General features: G+C 67.5%; 12 protein-coding genes. 5 read left to right on the top strand and 7 right to left on the bottom strand.

Going from position 1 to position 14,932, the window contains the following annotated elements:
* Positions 1–380 precede the first annotated feature (380 nt).
* Complete coding sequence (locus tag VXM69_RS06405; protein ID WP_059558330.1) at positions 381–854, top strand: VOC family protein; 474 nt, start codon at positions 381–383, stop codon at positions 852–854.
* 63 nt (positions 855–917) lie between these two features.
* Here the strand turns inward: VXM69_RS06405 and VXM69_RS06400 are convergent, their stop codons facing one another.
* Positions 918–1,709 (bottom strand): AadA family aminoglycoside 3''-O-nucleotidyltransferase, encoded by a 792-nt coding sequence (locus tag VXM69_RS06400; protein WP_367189170.1) that lies wholly within the window; start codon positions 1,707–1,709, stop codon positions 918–920.
* Between the two features lie 293 nt (positions 1,710–2,002).
* Complete coding sequence (locus VXM69_RS06395; RefSeq protein ID WP_034185832.1) at positions 2,003–2,452, bottom strand: HU family DNA-binding protein; 450 nt, start codon at positions 2,450–2,452, stop codon at positions 2,003–2,005.
* A 257-nt stretch (positions 2,453–2,709) separates the two neighbouring features.
* On the opposite strand from VXM69_RS06395, the gene VXM69_RS06390 reads away from it, so the two are divergent.
* Positions 2,710–3,828 carry an acyltransferase family protein gene (locus VXM69_RS06390; RefSeq protein WP_367189169.1) on the top strand — a complete coding sequence of 373 codons (1,119 nt, stop codon included), beginning with the start codon at positions 2,710–2,712 and terminating at the stop codon, positions 3,826–3,828.
* 375 nt (positions 3,829–4,203) lie between these two features.
* Here VXM69_RS06390 and galU read toward each other — a convergent pair whose 3' ends face one another.
* Both galU and VXM69_RS06380 read right to left on the bottom strand, forming a co-directional pair.
* Entirely contained in the window at positions 4,204–5,091 is an 888-nt protein-coding gene (gene galU / locus VXM69_RS06385) for a UTP--glucose-1-phosphate uridylyltransferase GalU (RefSeq protein ID WP_034185830.1), read from the bottom strand.
* Positions 5,092–5,320: 229 nt separating this feature from the next.
* Positions 5,321–5,572, bottom strand: a complete 252-nt coding sequence (locus VXM69_RS06380; protein WP_367189246.1) for a hypothetical protein — start codon at positions 5,570–5,572, stop codon at positions 5,321–5,323.
* Between the two features lie 108 nt (positions 5,573–5,680).
* Here VXM69_RS06380 and VXM69_RS06375 point away from each other — a divergent pair, with 108 nt between their 5' ends.
* Positions 5,681–6,859, top strand: a complete 1,179-nt coding sequence (locus VXM69_RS06375; RefSeq protein WP_034185829.1) for an acyltransferase — start codon at positions 5,681–5,683, stop codon at positions 6,857–6,859.
* 343 nt (positions 6,860–7,202) lie between these two features.
* Here VXM69_RS06375 and VXM69_RS06370 read toward each other — a convergent pair whose 3' ends face one another.
* From VXM69_RS06370 to VXM69_RS06360, 3 genes are read right to left on the bottom strand one after another with little or no spacing between them, the layout of a single operon-like run.
* On the bottom strand, positions 7,203–9,668 hold the full coding sequence (locus VXM69_RS06370; RefSeq protein WP_034185828.1) for a glycosyltransferase family 4 protein: 2,466 nt from the start codon (positions 9,666–9,668) through the stop codon (positions 7,203–7,205).
* Complete coding sequence (locus VXM69_RS06365) at positions 9,665–11,131, bottom strand: flippase (protein WP_034185827.1); 1,467 nt, start codon at positions 11,129–11,131, stop codon at positions 9,665–9,667. Before VXM69_RS06365 ends, VXM69_RS06370 begins: the two co-directional genes overlap by 4 nt.
* A gap of 40 nt (positions 11,132–11,171) precedes the next feature.
* The gene (locus VXM69_RS06360; protein ID WP_367189227.1) at positions 11,172–13,364 is read right to left on the bottom strand and encodes a hypothetical protein; all 2,193 of its coding nucleotides are present in this window, start codon (positions 13,362–13,364) and stop codon (positions 11,172–11,174) included.
* A gap of 23 nt (positions 13,365–13,387) precedes the next feature.
* On the opposite strand from VXM69_RS06360, the gene VXM69_RS06355 reads away from it, so the two are divergent.
* Both VXM69_RS06355 and VXM69_RS06350 read left to right on the top strand, forming a co-directional pair.
* The gene (locus tag VXM69_RS06355; RefSeq protein WP_083286503.1) at positions 13,388–13,780 is read left to right on the top strand and encodes a hypothetical protein; all 393 of its coding nucleotides are present in this window, start codon (positions 13,388–13,390) and stop codon (positions 13,778–13,780) included.
* A 75-nt stretch (positions 13,781–13,855) separates the two neighbouring features.
* Positions 13,856–14,920 carry an acyltransferase gene (locus VXM69_RS06350; protein WP_049033171.1) on the top strand — a complete coding sequence of 355 codons (1,065 nt, stop codon included), beginning with the start codon at positions 13,856–13,858 and terminating at the stop codon, positions 14,918–14,920.
* Positions 14,921–14,932 lie beyond the last annotated feature (12 nt).

The raw sequence follows: 14,932 nt of genomic DNA, 5'->3' as shown, positions 1-14,932 counted from the left end.
AAGTACGTTTCCGGCGTGCACGGCGTCTCCGACGCCTTGCCGCCGACCTGGAAAGCCAGCCCCGGTTTCGGCCGCGGCTGGCTTTTTTTCGTCCGTCTCCCGCGCGCCGGCAGCCGCTGCACGGGCCGGCGGCCGGAACCCGAGCCCCACGCACGCCGACCGGCCGGCAGCGGCGCCTGACGGCTGCAAAGCGCCGGGAACGCCGTTTGCGGAGCGCCGATCGCCATCCGTTCGCCGAGCGACTATCCTCCGCACTGCCGGCGCCGCTCGTCCGGTGCGATCGCGATGTGCCGCAGCGTGTCGATTTCGGCAACCGTCGTCCGTCGTGTCGATGGCGGCACGCGATTCGCGCGTCGCCCCATTCATACAGGAGATACGCCATGACGATTCAGAAGATCACGCCCTTCCTCTGGTATTCGACGGAAGCCGAAGAAGCAGCGGCCTTCTACGCCGGCATCTTTCCGGATTCGCGCATCGTGCGCGTCACGGCCGTGCCCGGCACCGACGGCACACGGATGGTCGAATTCGAACTGTTCGGCCAGCCGTTCTTCGCGATGAGCCACCCGCGCACGGAGACGTTCAATCACGCGATCTCGCTGCTGGTCAGTTGCGCCGACCAGGCGGAACTCGACCGCTACTGGAACGCGCTGATCGACAACGGCGGCACGGCCGACGCCTGCGGCTGGCTGAGGGATCGTTATGGCGTGTCGTGGCAGATCGTTCCGGAAGCGCTCATCCCGATGATGGCCGACCGCGACCCGGTCAAGGCGGCGCGCGTGGCCGCGGCGATGATGCGGATGGTCAAGTTCGACGACGCCGCGTTGAAAGCCGCCTTCGCGGGCACGGCGGGCTGACGACACCCGCCGGGCTGCGACGCATGCGTGACCGATCGCCGATCGCACGACCGGCATCCGCCGCTACGCCCGCAGCATCGACTCGACGGCCCGCCGTGCGTAGCCGATGAAGGCGGCGAGCGGTTCGCCGGCCGGGATTGCCGCGCCTGCGTCGCCCCCGAGATAGGCGTCGCGCGCGGCGGCCACCACCGGCCGATACGCGTCCGGCAGGCGCGCCAGCACCCATGCCGCGGCAACGTCCTTGGGGGCGATCGTGCCGGTCGCGGCGCTGTACCAGATACGCGCGAGTGCGAGCACCACATTGCACTCGTCGCCGCGCCAGTCCGGCTCGGCGTTCCATTGCGCAACGGTATCGAGCAGCGCGGCGGCGAAATCGCGCGCGGGCACCGGCTCGAACAGCGCGACCGCGGGCGGCCCGGCCAGCGCGACACTGTGCTGCCGCGCCTTCGTCAGCAGGATCGCCAGATCGTGATCGACGAGCGGCGGTTCGACGATGCCGGCCTCGAGATCGCGGCGCAGCCATTCGCCGAACTGCAGTTCGCGCCGCGCCGGATGACGCCACGGCACCACGTCGCCGTGCGCGACGACGGTGACCTCCAGTGCGCGCAAGCCGCCTGCGCCGTGCGGCGGCGCCGACACGGCGAGCAGATCGTGCATCAACGCGTGCCGCACCGTTTCGTCGGGTCGCGCCGCCACCGTCACCAGCAGGTCGATGTCGCTGCGCGGTTTCAAGCCGCCGTCGAGCGCCGATCCGAACAGGTGGATAGCTGCCAGCGTTGCGCCGAGATGCCGCTCGATCGCGGCGCGTGCCGTGCCGACCTGTCCGGCGATTTCGTCCGGGATGAATTCAGTCACGACTGCGTGCGTTGCGATGCACACGCAACGGCCGCGGCGCGAGCGGCGCATGGCCGGGCTGCGGCGAAACCGCGTCCGGCGCCACTGCGGTTCGCAGTTCGCCTTCGGTATCGCGCGTGGGCGGCACGCGATGCAACGCGCGTCGCACGTCGTGGCGCGCATCGTCGCCGCGCCGCCGCTTCGCCGCCGCGCGAGTGGCGCGGCACAATAAAAATCCCCGCACGCTTTCGCGTACGGGGATCGCTGGACTCCGCAACGGCTGCCGACACGTATTCGGCAGTCGTTGCGCGGCATTACGCTGCCGCGTCCTTCAGCTTCTTCAGCGCACGAGCCTTCACGCGCACGCTGGCCGGCTTCGCCGGGAACCAACGCTCTTCGCCCGAGAACGGATCCTTGCCGAAGCGCTTCTTCTTCGCCGGCACGACTTGTGCCGTGATCTTCAGCAGACCCGGCAGCGTGAATTCGCCTGCGCCCTTCTTGTGGACCGAGCCCAGCACGACGTTCTCGAGTGCGGCGAGCACTGCCTTGACCGCCTTCACTTCGACAGCTGCGCGCTCAGCGATGTGCGTTGCGAGCGATGCCTTCGTGAACTTGTCCTTCAGCGGCGTCGGAGCAGCCGGTGCTGCCTTCGCGACAGCCTTCTTGGCCACTACTTTCTTCGCGGGCGCAGCCTTTTTGGCAGCCACTTTCTTGGTCGCCGGTGCGGCAGCCTTCTTGGCCACCTTTTTTGCGGAAGTCGCCATGTTTCTCCTACCAGGTGTGGTCGTTGGATACACGAAGCGTGCAACGCGCGCGCTTCAACGCCGGATTCTACAAGCGCCTTGACGCTTCGTGCAGTACTTTTATGCGTTTTCGCGGGGTTTCCCGCAGGTTTTGTTGCGCGCGACCGACTTCATCGACGCTCGAGCATCAAAAAACGCCTTCACGTATACGTCGGAACGCGAATTACGTTCGATATTTGCGCACCTATACTGGGCACGCTCAATGCCCGGATGCCTCCATGCGCGAAGTCAGATACGTCAAAGGACTCGACGGCCTGCGAGCCCTCGCCGTCATCCTCGTTTTCCTGTCCCACAAGGGCCACGTCCTTGCCGTCGACGTCGGCAAGCTCGGTGTGTGGACGTTTTTCCTCATCAGCGGATTCCTGATCGTCGGCGAGCTGCATCGCAACCGCCAGGCCGTCGAACGCGGCACCATGACGCGCCGCCACGCGCTCGCGCTGTTCCTCGCGAAGCGCGCGCTGCGGATCTTTCCCGTGTACTACCTGCTGCTCGCCGCGCTCGCGATCGCGCACGCGCTGTTCTACCAGCGCGGCGTCAACCTGGGGCTCGCGTGGCACGCGGTGTTCCTGTCGAATTACTGGATCGGTGTCGTGAAGGACGGCTGGCCCGGCTCCACGTCGCACTTCTGGAGCCTCGCGGTTGAACAGCAGTTCTACCTGATCGCGCCGCTCGCGCTGCTCGCGGTACCGGCCGCGCGACACGTCGCGCTCGGCATCGCGGCCGTCGCGCTGTGCGCGCTCGCGCATCTCGCGCTCTACCTGTCCGATGCGTCGCCGGTGCTGATCTACGCGTTTTCCCCGTGGAATTTCGCACTGATCGCGCTCGGCGGCGTCGGCGCGATGGCGCTTGCCGATCGCGGCACGGCCGCCGTGCGTCGCGTGCCGCCCGGCTGGCTCGGCGCGGCCGGCGTCGTGTTCTTCCTCGTGCTGCCCGCGTGCACGACGCTGCCCGACGCGGTCGCGGGGCTCGCGGACCTCGGCCTGTCCGCGTCGCTCGGCGCGCTGATGCTGTGGCTCGTCAGCGAGCCCGACCACCCCGTCGTCGCGCTGCTCGACGGGGGCCCGCTCGTCTATCTCGGCACGATCAGCTACGGCTTCTACCTGTTCCACAACCTGATTCCGACGCGCTTCGGCGTGCTGCCCGCGTCCTTCGCGCACGTGCCGATGCCGGCATTCGTCCGTGAAGCACTGCCCGAGATGCTGCAATTCGCCTTCGCCGTGCTGCTTGCGCACCTGTCCTGGCGCTATCTCGAAAAGCGGCTGCTCGACTTCAAGAAGCCGATCGCCACGATGCTCGCCCGGCACTTCGCCACGCAACCGAGCGCGTCGCCGCGCTGAAGGTCACGCAGACGCGCCTCCGGTCCGACGACGGAAAAACAGCCCCGCCTTCACGCTGCCCGGCGCCCGTCGAGCAGCGGCACGGCGTCATCTCGCGACACCGGCCGGCCCGGCGCCTTCACGCACGTCGTGTGCGTGACGCTCTCGGAACCGCCGACGCATACACCTGGGGTCGGCCCTTCGGCACCGGTTTAAGCCGCGGCGCACCACCGCGCCGGTACCGCGCCCCCGCGCCCCACGCCCGAATCCGGTACGACACACCGCCTTCGCGCACCACGACCGCGCACGCACGTGCGGACGCAAAAAAGCCCCGGCGCCTGAGCGGCCGGGGCCAACGGAACAACCACCACCTGAAACGACGGAGCGCGCAGCGGCCTATGCGACAGCCGCCAGCGCGGGCAAACAGGTACGCAGGTAGGCCTCGAATTCGCGGCTCACTTCCGGATGCTGGAGCGCGAGCTCGACGGTCGCCTTGAGATAGCCGATCTTGCTGCCGCAGTCGAAGCGCGTGCCGAAGTAGCGATACGCGAGCACCTGCTCGTTCGCGAGCAGCGACTGGACCGCGTCGGTCAGCTGCAGTTCGCCGCCGGCGCCCGGCTTCAGCTTGCGCAGATGATCGAAGATCGTCGGCATGAACACGTAGCGGCCGACCACGCCGAGATTCGACGGCGCATCTTCGGGCGCCGGCTTCTCGATGATGCCCGACAGCTTGATGACGTCCTCTTCCCATTCGCGGCCTTCGACGACGCCGTACGAGCGGCTGTCCTCGCGCGCGATCGTCTCGACGCCGATCACCGAGCTGTGATAGTGGTCGAACACGTCGACGAGCTGCTTGAGCACCGGCTGCTCGCCATGCAGCAGGTCGTCGGCGAGGATCACCGCGAACGGCTCGCCGTGCACGAGCTTCTCCGCGCACAGCACCGCATGGCCGAGACCGAGTGCTTCCGGCTGGCGCACGTAGAAGCAGTTGACGTTGCTCGGCTTGATGCCGCGCACCAGTTCGAGCAGCTTTTCCTTGCCGCGCGCCTCGAGTTCGGCCTCGATCTCGTACGACTTGTCGAAGTGATCCTCGATCGCGCGCTTGCTGCGCCCGGTCACGAAGATCATCTCGGTGATACCGGCGTTGATCGCTTCCTCGACCGCGTACTGAATCAGCGGCTTGTCGACGACGGGCAACATTTCCTTCGGGCTCGCCTTCGTTGCCGGGAGGAACCGCGTGCCGAGACCGGCAACGGGGAACACGGCCTTGGTGACTTTCAACATGTTCGCATCCTGATTGCGTTGACTGCGCCGCGTCGACCCGCGACCCGGCGCGATTGTGTTCCGAACGGCATATCGAGAATCGACGGCACGGCCAATTCCACTCCGCTCATTATCGATATGGACGATTGCCCAATGATTCCGAAAAAAATATAATCCCTTCCATTCGGTCGATATTGCCGGACCGAGTACCGATACAGAAACAAATTACCGATTTTCCGGATACAAATTCTTACGATTCGAATTCCTCGATATAGGGCACGCCGCCCCGTTCGAGACCCGGGCGAATCGGTTCGTTCTTCAGCGCCTCCCGGTACGCAGACAGCACGGCCATGACCAGCAGTACTGCAGCGCTCGCGATCCAATGCATGTCCATCTTGCCGCTCCTTGCATCAATCATCTGGAACTTCAAACTATCAGAAAAAAATCGGTAAATAATTGACGCGCCCGCGGAACCGCTTTCAGACCGGGATAAATCCATCATGTGGAAAACCGTTATTTCCGGGCAAGATTTTTTTATTCATTGATCGAATTCTTGCGCATTACGATGGGGTGAAACTTCCCCTCCATCCGTCGCAAGGAATCGAATCGCATGCAAGCTTTCAGCGGATCGTCTCTGGCCGCGCCGCCCGTCACCGATCACAAGGAACACGTGATCGACGCGATGCGCGGCTTCGCGGCGCTGCTCGTCGCCTATTTCCACTGCCGGCAGGTCGTCTGGGTCGGCATGCAGAGCTTCCATCAGGCTTACGGTCATGCCCTGAACCCGGGCGTGATCGCCGGCTACCTGACCTTCCCGTTCGCGTGGGGCTCCGCCGGCGTGCCGATCTTCTTCGTGATCAGCGGCTACTGCATCCACCGCAACGCGGCGCTCAAGCTCGCGGCCAATCCCGCGTACCGGCTCGACGCGCCGAACTTCTGGGTGCGCCGGTTCGCGCGCATCTATCCGGTGCTGCTCGCGGCGCTGCTGTTCACGCTCGCGCTCGACTCGGTCAGCCTGCAGATCGAGCCCGTCAGCCACAAGATCCGCGACGTCGGCATCGTCGCGTTCCTCGTGAACCTGTTCTCGCTGCAAGGCGTGGCCGGCTACACGTACGGGTCGAACGGCGCGCTGTGGACGCTGTCGCTCGAGGTGCAGTTCTACGCGATCTACCCGCTGCTGTTCGCGCTGCGCCGGCGCATCGGCATGCCGGCCGTCGTGGCCGCGATCGCGCTCGTCAACGTCGCGTCGGCGTGGTTGCTCGAACGGCACGACCTGCAGTTCTTCACGTCGTACTGGCTGTCCTGGACGATCGGCGCATGGATCGCCGACGTGCGTGCGCAGCAGGCGCGCGGCGCGGCCGCCCCCGTGCCGTCGCGCGCGTGGTACGCCGCGGCCGCCGTGCTGCTGGCCGCCGGCTGCGGCGCGTTCCATTTCGGCCAGTACGGCGCGTTCCAGCTGTGGTCGGCCGGCTTCGCGTGCTTCCTGTACCGCGCGCTCGCCCGCCCGCCGCGCCCGACGCCGCCGCTGCGCGTGCTGAGCTGGTTCGGCGACTTCAGCTACTCGCTGTACCTCGTCCACCTGCCGCTGTTCGTCTGCCTCGGCTCGGTGCTGTTCCACTCCGAGCTGCAGCTGTCGATCTGGCCGTCGTTCGCGTTCATGGCCGCCGCGATCCCCGTCGCGTACCTGTTCTACCGGCTGTTCGAACGGCCGGCGATGATGTGGTCGGCCAGCTTCAAGCCGACCCGCCCGGCCCGCGTCGTCGCGCCGGGGCCCGAACGGGCCGTCTGACGCAGTCGGCCGGGTATCGGCGCCCCCGTGCGGCGTGTCGCCGTGCGGGGGCGTTTTCATGGCCGGCACGCGGTTGCATGCCGGGGTGTGCGGGGATGGGCAGCCTGCCGCCGTCCGACCGCACCAGGGCCCGCCCATGCCGTTCCCGGCCGGTTTCCGCCGCGCGGCTGCCCCGCTTCATGGTCGCCATCCAGACGCGATCGCCCGGTCTTGCGCGTCATGCGCGCCGCAAACCGCCCGGCCCGGCGCTCGCCGGACCCATCATGCCCGCTGAAAAGCAAAGCCCTCACGCGGCGCACCGCCGCATGAGGGCTCGTTTCCCGCCGGCGCGCGCCGGCAACGGCTACCGCTTCTTCGCCTTCGCGGCCTTCGCCGTATCCGCAAGGATCTTCTCGACGCGCTCCACATAGGTCTCGGTGCCGAAGCGGCGCACCGCCGTCGCGCGCCCGCTCGCGACGAGCCGCTCGCGCAGCGCACCGTCGCGCTTCAGCGTCTCCAGCGCGCTGGCCAGCGCGATCGCATCGCCCGGCTCGCAAAGCAGCCCGTTGTCGCCGTCCTCGATGATCTCGACGACGCCGCCCGCGCGGGCCGCGACGACCGGCCGGCGCGCGAGCATCCCTTCGACGATCACGCGCCCGAACGGCTCCGGCGTGATGGACGTATGCGCGACGACGTCGACCGCCGTCATGCAGGCGGCCACGTCGCGCTGGAACCCGAGGAAATGCACCCGCTCGTCCATCCCGTGTTGCGCGACGAATTCGTGCAGCTGCGCAGCGTATTCGTCCTCGCCGAACAGCGGCGCGCCGACCAGCACCACGTGCATGTCGGGATGCCGTGCGGCGGCCTCCAGCAGCACGTGCTGCCCTTTCCAGCGCGCGAGGCGGCTGAACGAGCCGACGAGCCACGCGTGCTCGGGCAACCCGAGGCGCGTGCGCAGCGCGGCCGGGTTGACGCCTTCCAGCGCGTCGAACGGCTCGGCCGAAATACCGTTGAACACGACGTCGACGTGCTGCGGCGTGAAGCCCGTCAGCGTGCGGAACGCCTGCGCGGACGCGTCGGAGTTCGCGATCACGCGCGTCACGCCGAGCCGTGCGCAATACTTGATCGCCAGCAACTGCTTGCTGCCGAAATGGTCGGTGCTGACGATGTCGCGCAGATGCCAGACGACCGGCTTGCGCGCGAGCCGCCCGGCCAGCGCGGCGACGACCATCGCGCGCTGCGTGTTCGCATAGATCACTTCGGCGCGGCGCGCTCGGCGCGCGACGTCGCGCACCAGCCGCACGAGCTGCTTCACCGCGCCGAACGACACGCCGCCCTGCTTGCGCACGCCGGCGAGCGCGCCCTGGTCGACCACGTCGACACGCGCGCCGATCTCGTCGAGCGCCGCGCGGAACGGGCCGTCGTCGAACAGCAGCACGTCGGCGTTCGCGCGCATGTGCTTCATGATCTCGAGCAGCGACAGCTCGGCGCCGCCGAGCACGCCGCTCTGGTCGAGCACGAGCGTCGCCGGGCCGCGCGCGGCCGGCATCGGTGCGATCGCCGTGCCGCGCTGCGCGGTCGAACCGGGCAGCGCCGCCTCCACGTAGTCGAGGAAACGCCGCCGGAACGTATCGGCGGAGAACCGCTCCGCGTTCGTGCGGCAGGCGCCCGGCGTGAAGCGCTGCGGCGCGCGCTCGAAGTCGTCGACGGCCGCGACGATCGCGTGCGGCGTCTGTTCGTCGAAGAACAGCCCGGTCGGGTTCGGGTTCGACTGCGGGTCGAGCACGGTCTCGAGCGCGCCGCCCTTGCCGTACGCGATCACCGGCGTGCCGCACGCCTGCGCCTCGACGACCGAGATCCCGAAATCCTCCTCGGCCGCGAACACGAACGCCTTCGCGCGCCGCATCCGGTCGTGCAGCACCGCGAACGGCTGATAGCCCATGATCTCGACGTTCGGGCCGGCCTTCGCGCGGATCTTCTGCATCTCGGGGCCGTCGCCGATCACGACGAGCTTGCGCTCGGGCGTGTGCGAGAAAGCCTCGACGATCAGGTCGATCTTCTTGTACGGCACCATCCGCGACGCGGTCAGGTAGAAATCCTCCTTGTCGGCGTTCAGCGAAAACGCGTCGACGTCGACCGGCGGGAAGATCACCGCCGCGTCGCGGTGGTAGACCTTCTTGATGCGTCGCGCGATGAACGCGGAATTCGCGACGAAGCCGTCCACCGCGTTCGCGGTGCGCGTGTCCCAGTTGCGGATGTAGTGGAGAATCATCCGCGCGAGCAGCGATTTCGGCCCGTGCGTGAGATTCGACTGCTCCAGATACTGGTGCTGCAGGTCCCACGCGTAGCGGATCGGCGAATGCACGTAGCTGATGTGCACCTGGTCCGGCCCCGTCAGCACGCCCTTCGCGACCGCGTGGCTGCTCGAGATCACGAGGTCGTACTCGGACACGTCGAGCTGCTCGATCGCGAGCGGCATCAGCGGCAGGTAGCCGCGGTACTTGGTGCGCGCGAACGGCAGCTTCTGGATGAAGGACGTCGTCACCGGCTTGCCGCGCACGAATGCGCGGTCGTCGAGAAAATCGACGAGGCTGAACAGGTCGGCGTCGGGAAAGCACGCGACGATCTGCTCCAGCACGCGCTCGGCGCCGGCATAGGTGACGAGCCAGTCGTGGACGATCGCCACGCGCAGCGCGCGCGACGGCTGCCGCGCGCTGGCGCGCCCGGCCGGCACGGGCCGGCGCAGGGCGGCGACGTCGCCGGCTTCGGCCACGGCGGCATCGGCCGTGGAGAGATTCAATACGGCGTGTTCCGCCAGATCGCGATTCATACGGTTTTCCTCGCATTGAGACGGACAAACAGGTCGCGCACGAGCGCACGCAACCCCGGCGTCATCGTGAGCGACCACGCGACGTTCAGCACCAGTACGACCGCGCACATGCCGATCGACTCGCCGAGCCCCGGCCATGCCTGCGCCAGGAACAGGCTCGCCAGCAGGAAGGCGAGGTGCGCGAGCATGTCGAGCACGATCGCGCGCATCCGGATCGCCGACAGGTACAGCAGCACGCCGTAGTCGACCAGCGCGCGCGCCGCGACGACCACCGCCGCGCCGATCAGCCCGAAGTGATGAATGCCGAACCACAGGCCGCCGACGAAGAACGGCATCTCGACGAGCCCGGCGAATGCCGCACGGGCCGGATTGACCTGCGACTGGATCAGGATCCGCGTCACGCTCGCCTGGCCGACGAGCCACACGCTGATCACCAGCACGCGGCCGACCGGCGCCGAATGCGCGGCGAGATCGGCGCCGACCCACAGCGTGAGGAACGGCGCGAGCGCGAAGATCGCGACGATGCCGACCGGCGTGAACACGCCGTTCAGGAATTCGAGCGACTGGCGCGCGAGCGTGTCGGCATGGTCGCGGCCGACCGCCGACAGGCGCGGGAACAGCGTGCGCACGAGCGCGTTCGGCAGCATGTTCAGGCGCGTGACGAGGTTCTGCGGCACCGTGTAGTAGGTAACGAACTTCGCGCCCATGCCGGCGCCGAGCATCACGCGATCGAGCGTGTCGGCGATCATGCTGGTCGTGCTCGCGATCAGCATCCAGCCGCCGAAGTTGAACAGCCCTTTCGCGGTGCCCCACTGCGGCGGATCGATGCGCCGGATGCCGAGCACCTTGATGCTGGCCTGGCCGAGCATCACCGCCGCGATCAGGCGCGCGACGACGGCCGCCGCGAGCACCGTCTGCAGGTTCGGCGCGATCCACCACGCGGCGCCGAGCGGCAGCAGCTGGAACAGGAAGGTGCCGATCGTCTGGTTCGTGTTGAACACGCCGAACCGCTCGGCGCCGTTGATCGCGCCGGCGAACACCCACGACACGTTCGCGAGCGGAATCGCGAGCGCGAGCCACGGCAACGCGAGATACACCTCGTGCTGCATCGCGGCCGACACCTTCGTGAAGTACGCGGTGTAGACGAACGCGCCGAAATAGATCAGCAGCCCGCCGACGATGCCGGTGCCGAGATTCAGCCAGAACGCGCTCCAGAACACGCGCGCGCTTTCGTCGGCATTGCCGCTCGCGAGCGCCTTGGAGATGTGGTTCTGCGCGGCCATGCTCATCCCGAGATCGAGGATCCCGAAATAGCCGATCAGCGTCCACACGAGACTGACGACGCCATAACGCTCGACACCGAGCGCGTGGATGTAGGCGGGCACCGTCACCAGCGACACGAAGGTCGGCAGGATCAGCCCGATGAAGTTGATCGAAACGTTCTTGAGTATGCCTTTGTCCATGCTTGAGCCTTGAGTGACGTCGACGACGGCGCGCCGCCCGTCACGGTTTCCAGCGATACATGAGCACCTTGCCGCGCGCGTCTTCCTCGACGAACACGAGGTATTCGCCGTTCTCGCGCCGGAATGCGCTGATGCCGAACGGCACGTCGACCCAGCCGGATGCCTTGCCGACCTCGGCGCCCGGGCTCATCACGCCCACTTCCTTGCCGGTGTCCTTGTCGTACACGTGGATCTTGCCGACCGGCTCCACGGTGAAGATGTAGCGGCCCTCGACCGTGATCCCGATCAGGTCGAGGATCGGTTTCGCATCGAGCTGCCACGGCAGCGCGACCGTGTAACGCACCACGGGCGAGCCGGTCGACCACTTGTCGAAGCGCACCAGCACGCGCCCGACTTCCTTGTTGATGCCCGGCTGCGGCGGCGCATCGGCCGTGTAGCCGGTCACGTACAGCGTGTCGGTCTGCGCGTCGTAGATCGCGCGGCGCAGCTGCGTGAACGGCTGCGGCATCGGGTAGGTCGTGACCTTGTCGTACGAGTAGACCGGGTTGCCGGCCTTGTCGAGCCCGCCGTAAGCGAAGCGGTGAATGCCGCGTACGTCGCTCGTGCGCCAGATGTCGCCCTTCGTGTCGACCCACCAGCCCCAGCCGCCCGCCCTCGCCTTGGTCGTCGTGTTGGTCGTGAATTCGTCGGCGTCGAGCCGGCCGTTGCCGTTCGCGTCGCGCCACAGCCAGTCGCCGCCCGGCGGCTTGTTCGGCACCTTGTCGACCGGCCGCGCGCGGCCCGCGATCAGGCCCGACGGAATCGCGACCTCGCCGTCGCGCTTCGCGTCGAAGCGGTAGATCTTCAGGTGATCGGCGTACATGTCGGTCAGGTACAGGAACGTGCGGCCGTCGAGCCGCCGCGCGAGCGGCATGCCGGGATACTGATCGGTGTGAAACACCGGGTCGTCCGGATACTTGAAGCGGTTCGACAGGAAGCCGACGTATTTCCAGTCCTGGCCCGGCGGCTTCGACAGGTCGAGCTCGAAGCGCTTGTTGCCCGTGTACACGCTGTTCGGCCGCGCGGGGTCGAGCCACGCGCCGTCGACGAACAGCAGCCCCTGCACCTGCCAGCGCGGCTTGCCGTCCGGCGTGTAGCTTTCGAGCACCGCGCCGAGCCCGGCGCCGATCGTGTCGTGGCGCGGCCCGATGCCGTTCATCGACACGTAGATGTTGCCCGCGCGGTCGACGCCGACGCCCGTCAGCCCGTTGAAGCGCTGCGGCCCGGGACGCCCCGGCACGGGGCCCGCGAAAATGCCGCCCCGCTCGCCGAACGTGCCGGACTGCGCATAACCCTTGCCGCCTTTCGAGAAAATCAGGATCTGCTGGCGCGGCCCGTTGTCCGCGACGAGCACGCCCCCTTTCGCGTCGACCGCCACGTCCACGGCGTCGGTACCGTCCGGCAGCGCGGGCGCATCGTCGAGCTTGCGGCCGTCGGCGCGCACGTGCACGAGATGCGCGGGCCCGGTCAGCGTATCGGTCAGCAGCCACAGCGTGCCGTCCCCGGCGAGCGCGATGCGGCCCGGCTCGTGCGCGCTCCACGTGCCCTTCTGCTGCATCGTCTCGGCGTCGTAGACATCCACGACGTCGCGCGACGGATTCGTCGCAAACAACGTCTTGTCGTCGGCCGCGAGGCCGCCCACTTCCGCCTTCGCCTCGCCCACTTCCGAGCGCGCGGGGGCCGGTACCTCGTTCATCATCATGAAGCTCGCGGCCATCCGCGCGCGGCCGGCGTCGGCGCGCCCGCCCGGCGCGACCTGCGGCGACGCGCGAAACGGCGCGGGCTGCTTCATGTCGCCGATCGTGCGCCGCGAGATGCCGAACCACTGCTTGCCCTTGTCCGGCCAGATGCCGGGCGACTGCAGGTGACCGCGCTCGTTGCCGACGCCGATCGCGACATACGCGTACTTGCCGTTCACCGCGATGGCATTGCCGCCGAGATTGCCCCAGCCGTGCGTGCCGCCGGCGAAGCCGAGCATCTTCCCGTCCTGGTAGACGCTCGCCTCGGCCCCGCTCTCGTCCCACGGCGCATTCGTATACACCTTGCCGTCAGGCGTCACCGCGATCGCGCGGATGTCGATTTGCGTCCAGCTGCCATCGCCATAGCCGAACGTGTTGCCGATCCACGACGTCGTCGCGGGCAACACCGTTTCGGCCGGCGCGGTGCTCGTCAGCAGCGCCGCGCCTACCGTCATGCCTACCAGAATCAGACGTCGCAATGCGCTTCTCCAGACTTGATGCAACAGCGGCCGGCGCCGCCGCGGATTACCGCCGGCGCGCCCTGCCGCTAAATGGGTTTCAAACGTCGCGATGCAGGTTACAAGCAAAAATAATCACAAGAAATTTGGAAATATTTGGGGATGTTTCTGCCGGAGATATCGAACCGGAACATGCAGTAATCGGCATCCGAAAACGGCAATATCGACCGCCTTGCGCTCGCCACCGCGTAGAAAATGCCGCTCCGCACCGCCTGCCGCGGGCCTCCGGCGTCAATCTTTCATCTCGCGACCGGAATAATCGGCATTTGAATGTTTTCCGTCAGATAAATGGCGCGCGTTTTTTTGCCGATTTCTTTTCCCTAGAATCGATTTCGACTCGATATTTCATTTAAAGGCATGCATTACGTTCACGCATCGGATGTGCGACACGCCGCGGCCCGCGCCGCGCGTCGCAAAGGAGCGGCGCGATGACGGGCACCTCGCGAACCGCCGACCTGACCCCGCCGCAACACGGCCGCATCGTGCAGCTCGACGGGCTGCGTGCGATCGCGGTGGGCGCCGTGTTCCTGCAGCACGCGCTGAAAGCGCCGCTGTGGATGGGCGTCGACCTGTTCTTCGTGCTGAGCGGCCTGCTGATCACCGGCATCCTGCTCGATCGCAAGGCGCGCGGGCAGTCGTACTTCAGCCACTTCTATGCGCGCCGCGTGCGCCGCATCCTGCCGCCGTACGTGCTGCTGCTGGTGGTGTCGACGCTCCTGTTCGGCGCGAGCTGGCTGCCGCACTGGCCGTGGTTTGCATTTTTCTCGACCAACATCGGCCTGTCGCTCGGCAGCATCGGCCACGACAGCCTGAACGTGCTGTGGTCGCTCGCGGTCGAGGAGCAGTTCTACATCTTCTGGCCGTTCGTCGTGCTGTGGTGCTCGGAGCGCGCGCTGCTGTGGGTCGCCGCCGCGCTGGTCGTCGCCGCGCCGGTGCTGCGCGCGATCGCGACGCCGTGGTTCGATTCGTTCTGGCCGATCTACTACCTGACGCCGTTCCGGATGGACCTGCTCGCGGCAGGCGCCTTGCTCGCGATCGTGCTGCGCCGCGACCGGCGCGCGCTGGAGCCGTTCTACCCGCTCGCGATCGTCGGCGCGCTCGTGTCGCTCGCGATCCTCGGCTGGCTGCACCTGTCGTTCCCGCGCTTTCGCGCCGCGAACACGCCGCTGTCGAATGCGGCGCTCTACAGCATCTCGCTGCTGCTGTGCACGTCGATCGTCGTGATCGCGCTGCGCGGGCGCGGCCTCGTGCAACGCGTGCTGACGAACCCGATGCTCGTCTACGTCGGCACCGTCAGCTACACCGTGTACCTGATCCACCTGAGCGTGCTGTATGCGCTCTGGCCGCTGCACCTGAACCGTTTCGTCACGGCCGCGCTCGCGCTGGCGATCACGCTCGCTTACGCGACCCTGAGCTGGTACGGCTTCGAACGGCGCCTGACGCGCGGCCCCGCACGCCGCGCGCTGCCGGCCGCCGCCGGCACGACCGCCTGAATTTCACCATCC

The sequence above is a fragment of the Burkholderia sp. Ed8 genome, assembly GCF_040761425.1.
GTDB lineage: Bacteria > Pseudomonadota > Gammaproteobacteria > Burkholderiales > Burkholderiaceae > Burkholderia > Burkholderia seminalis.
The sequence above is the reverse complement of the archived record's forward strand: the minus strand, read 5'-3'. Positions and strand labels throughout refer to the sequence as shown.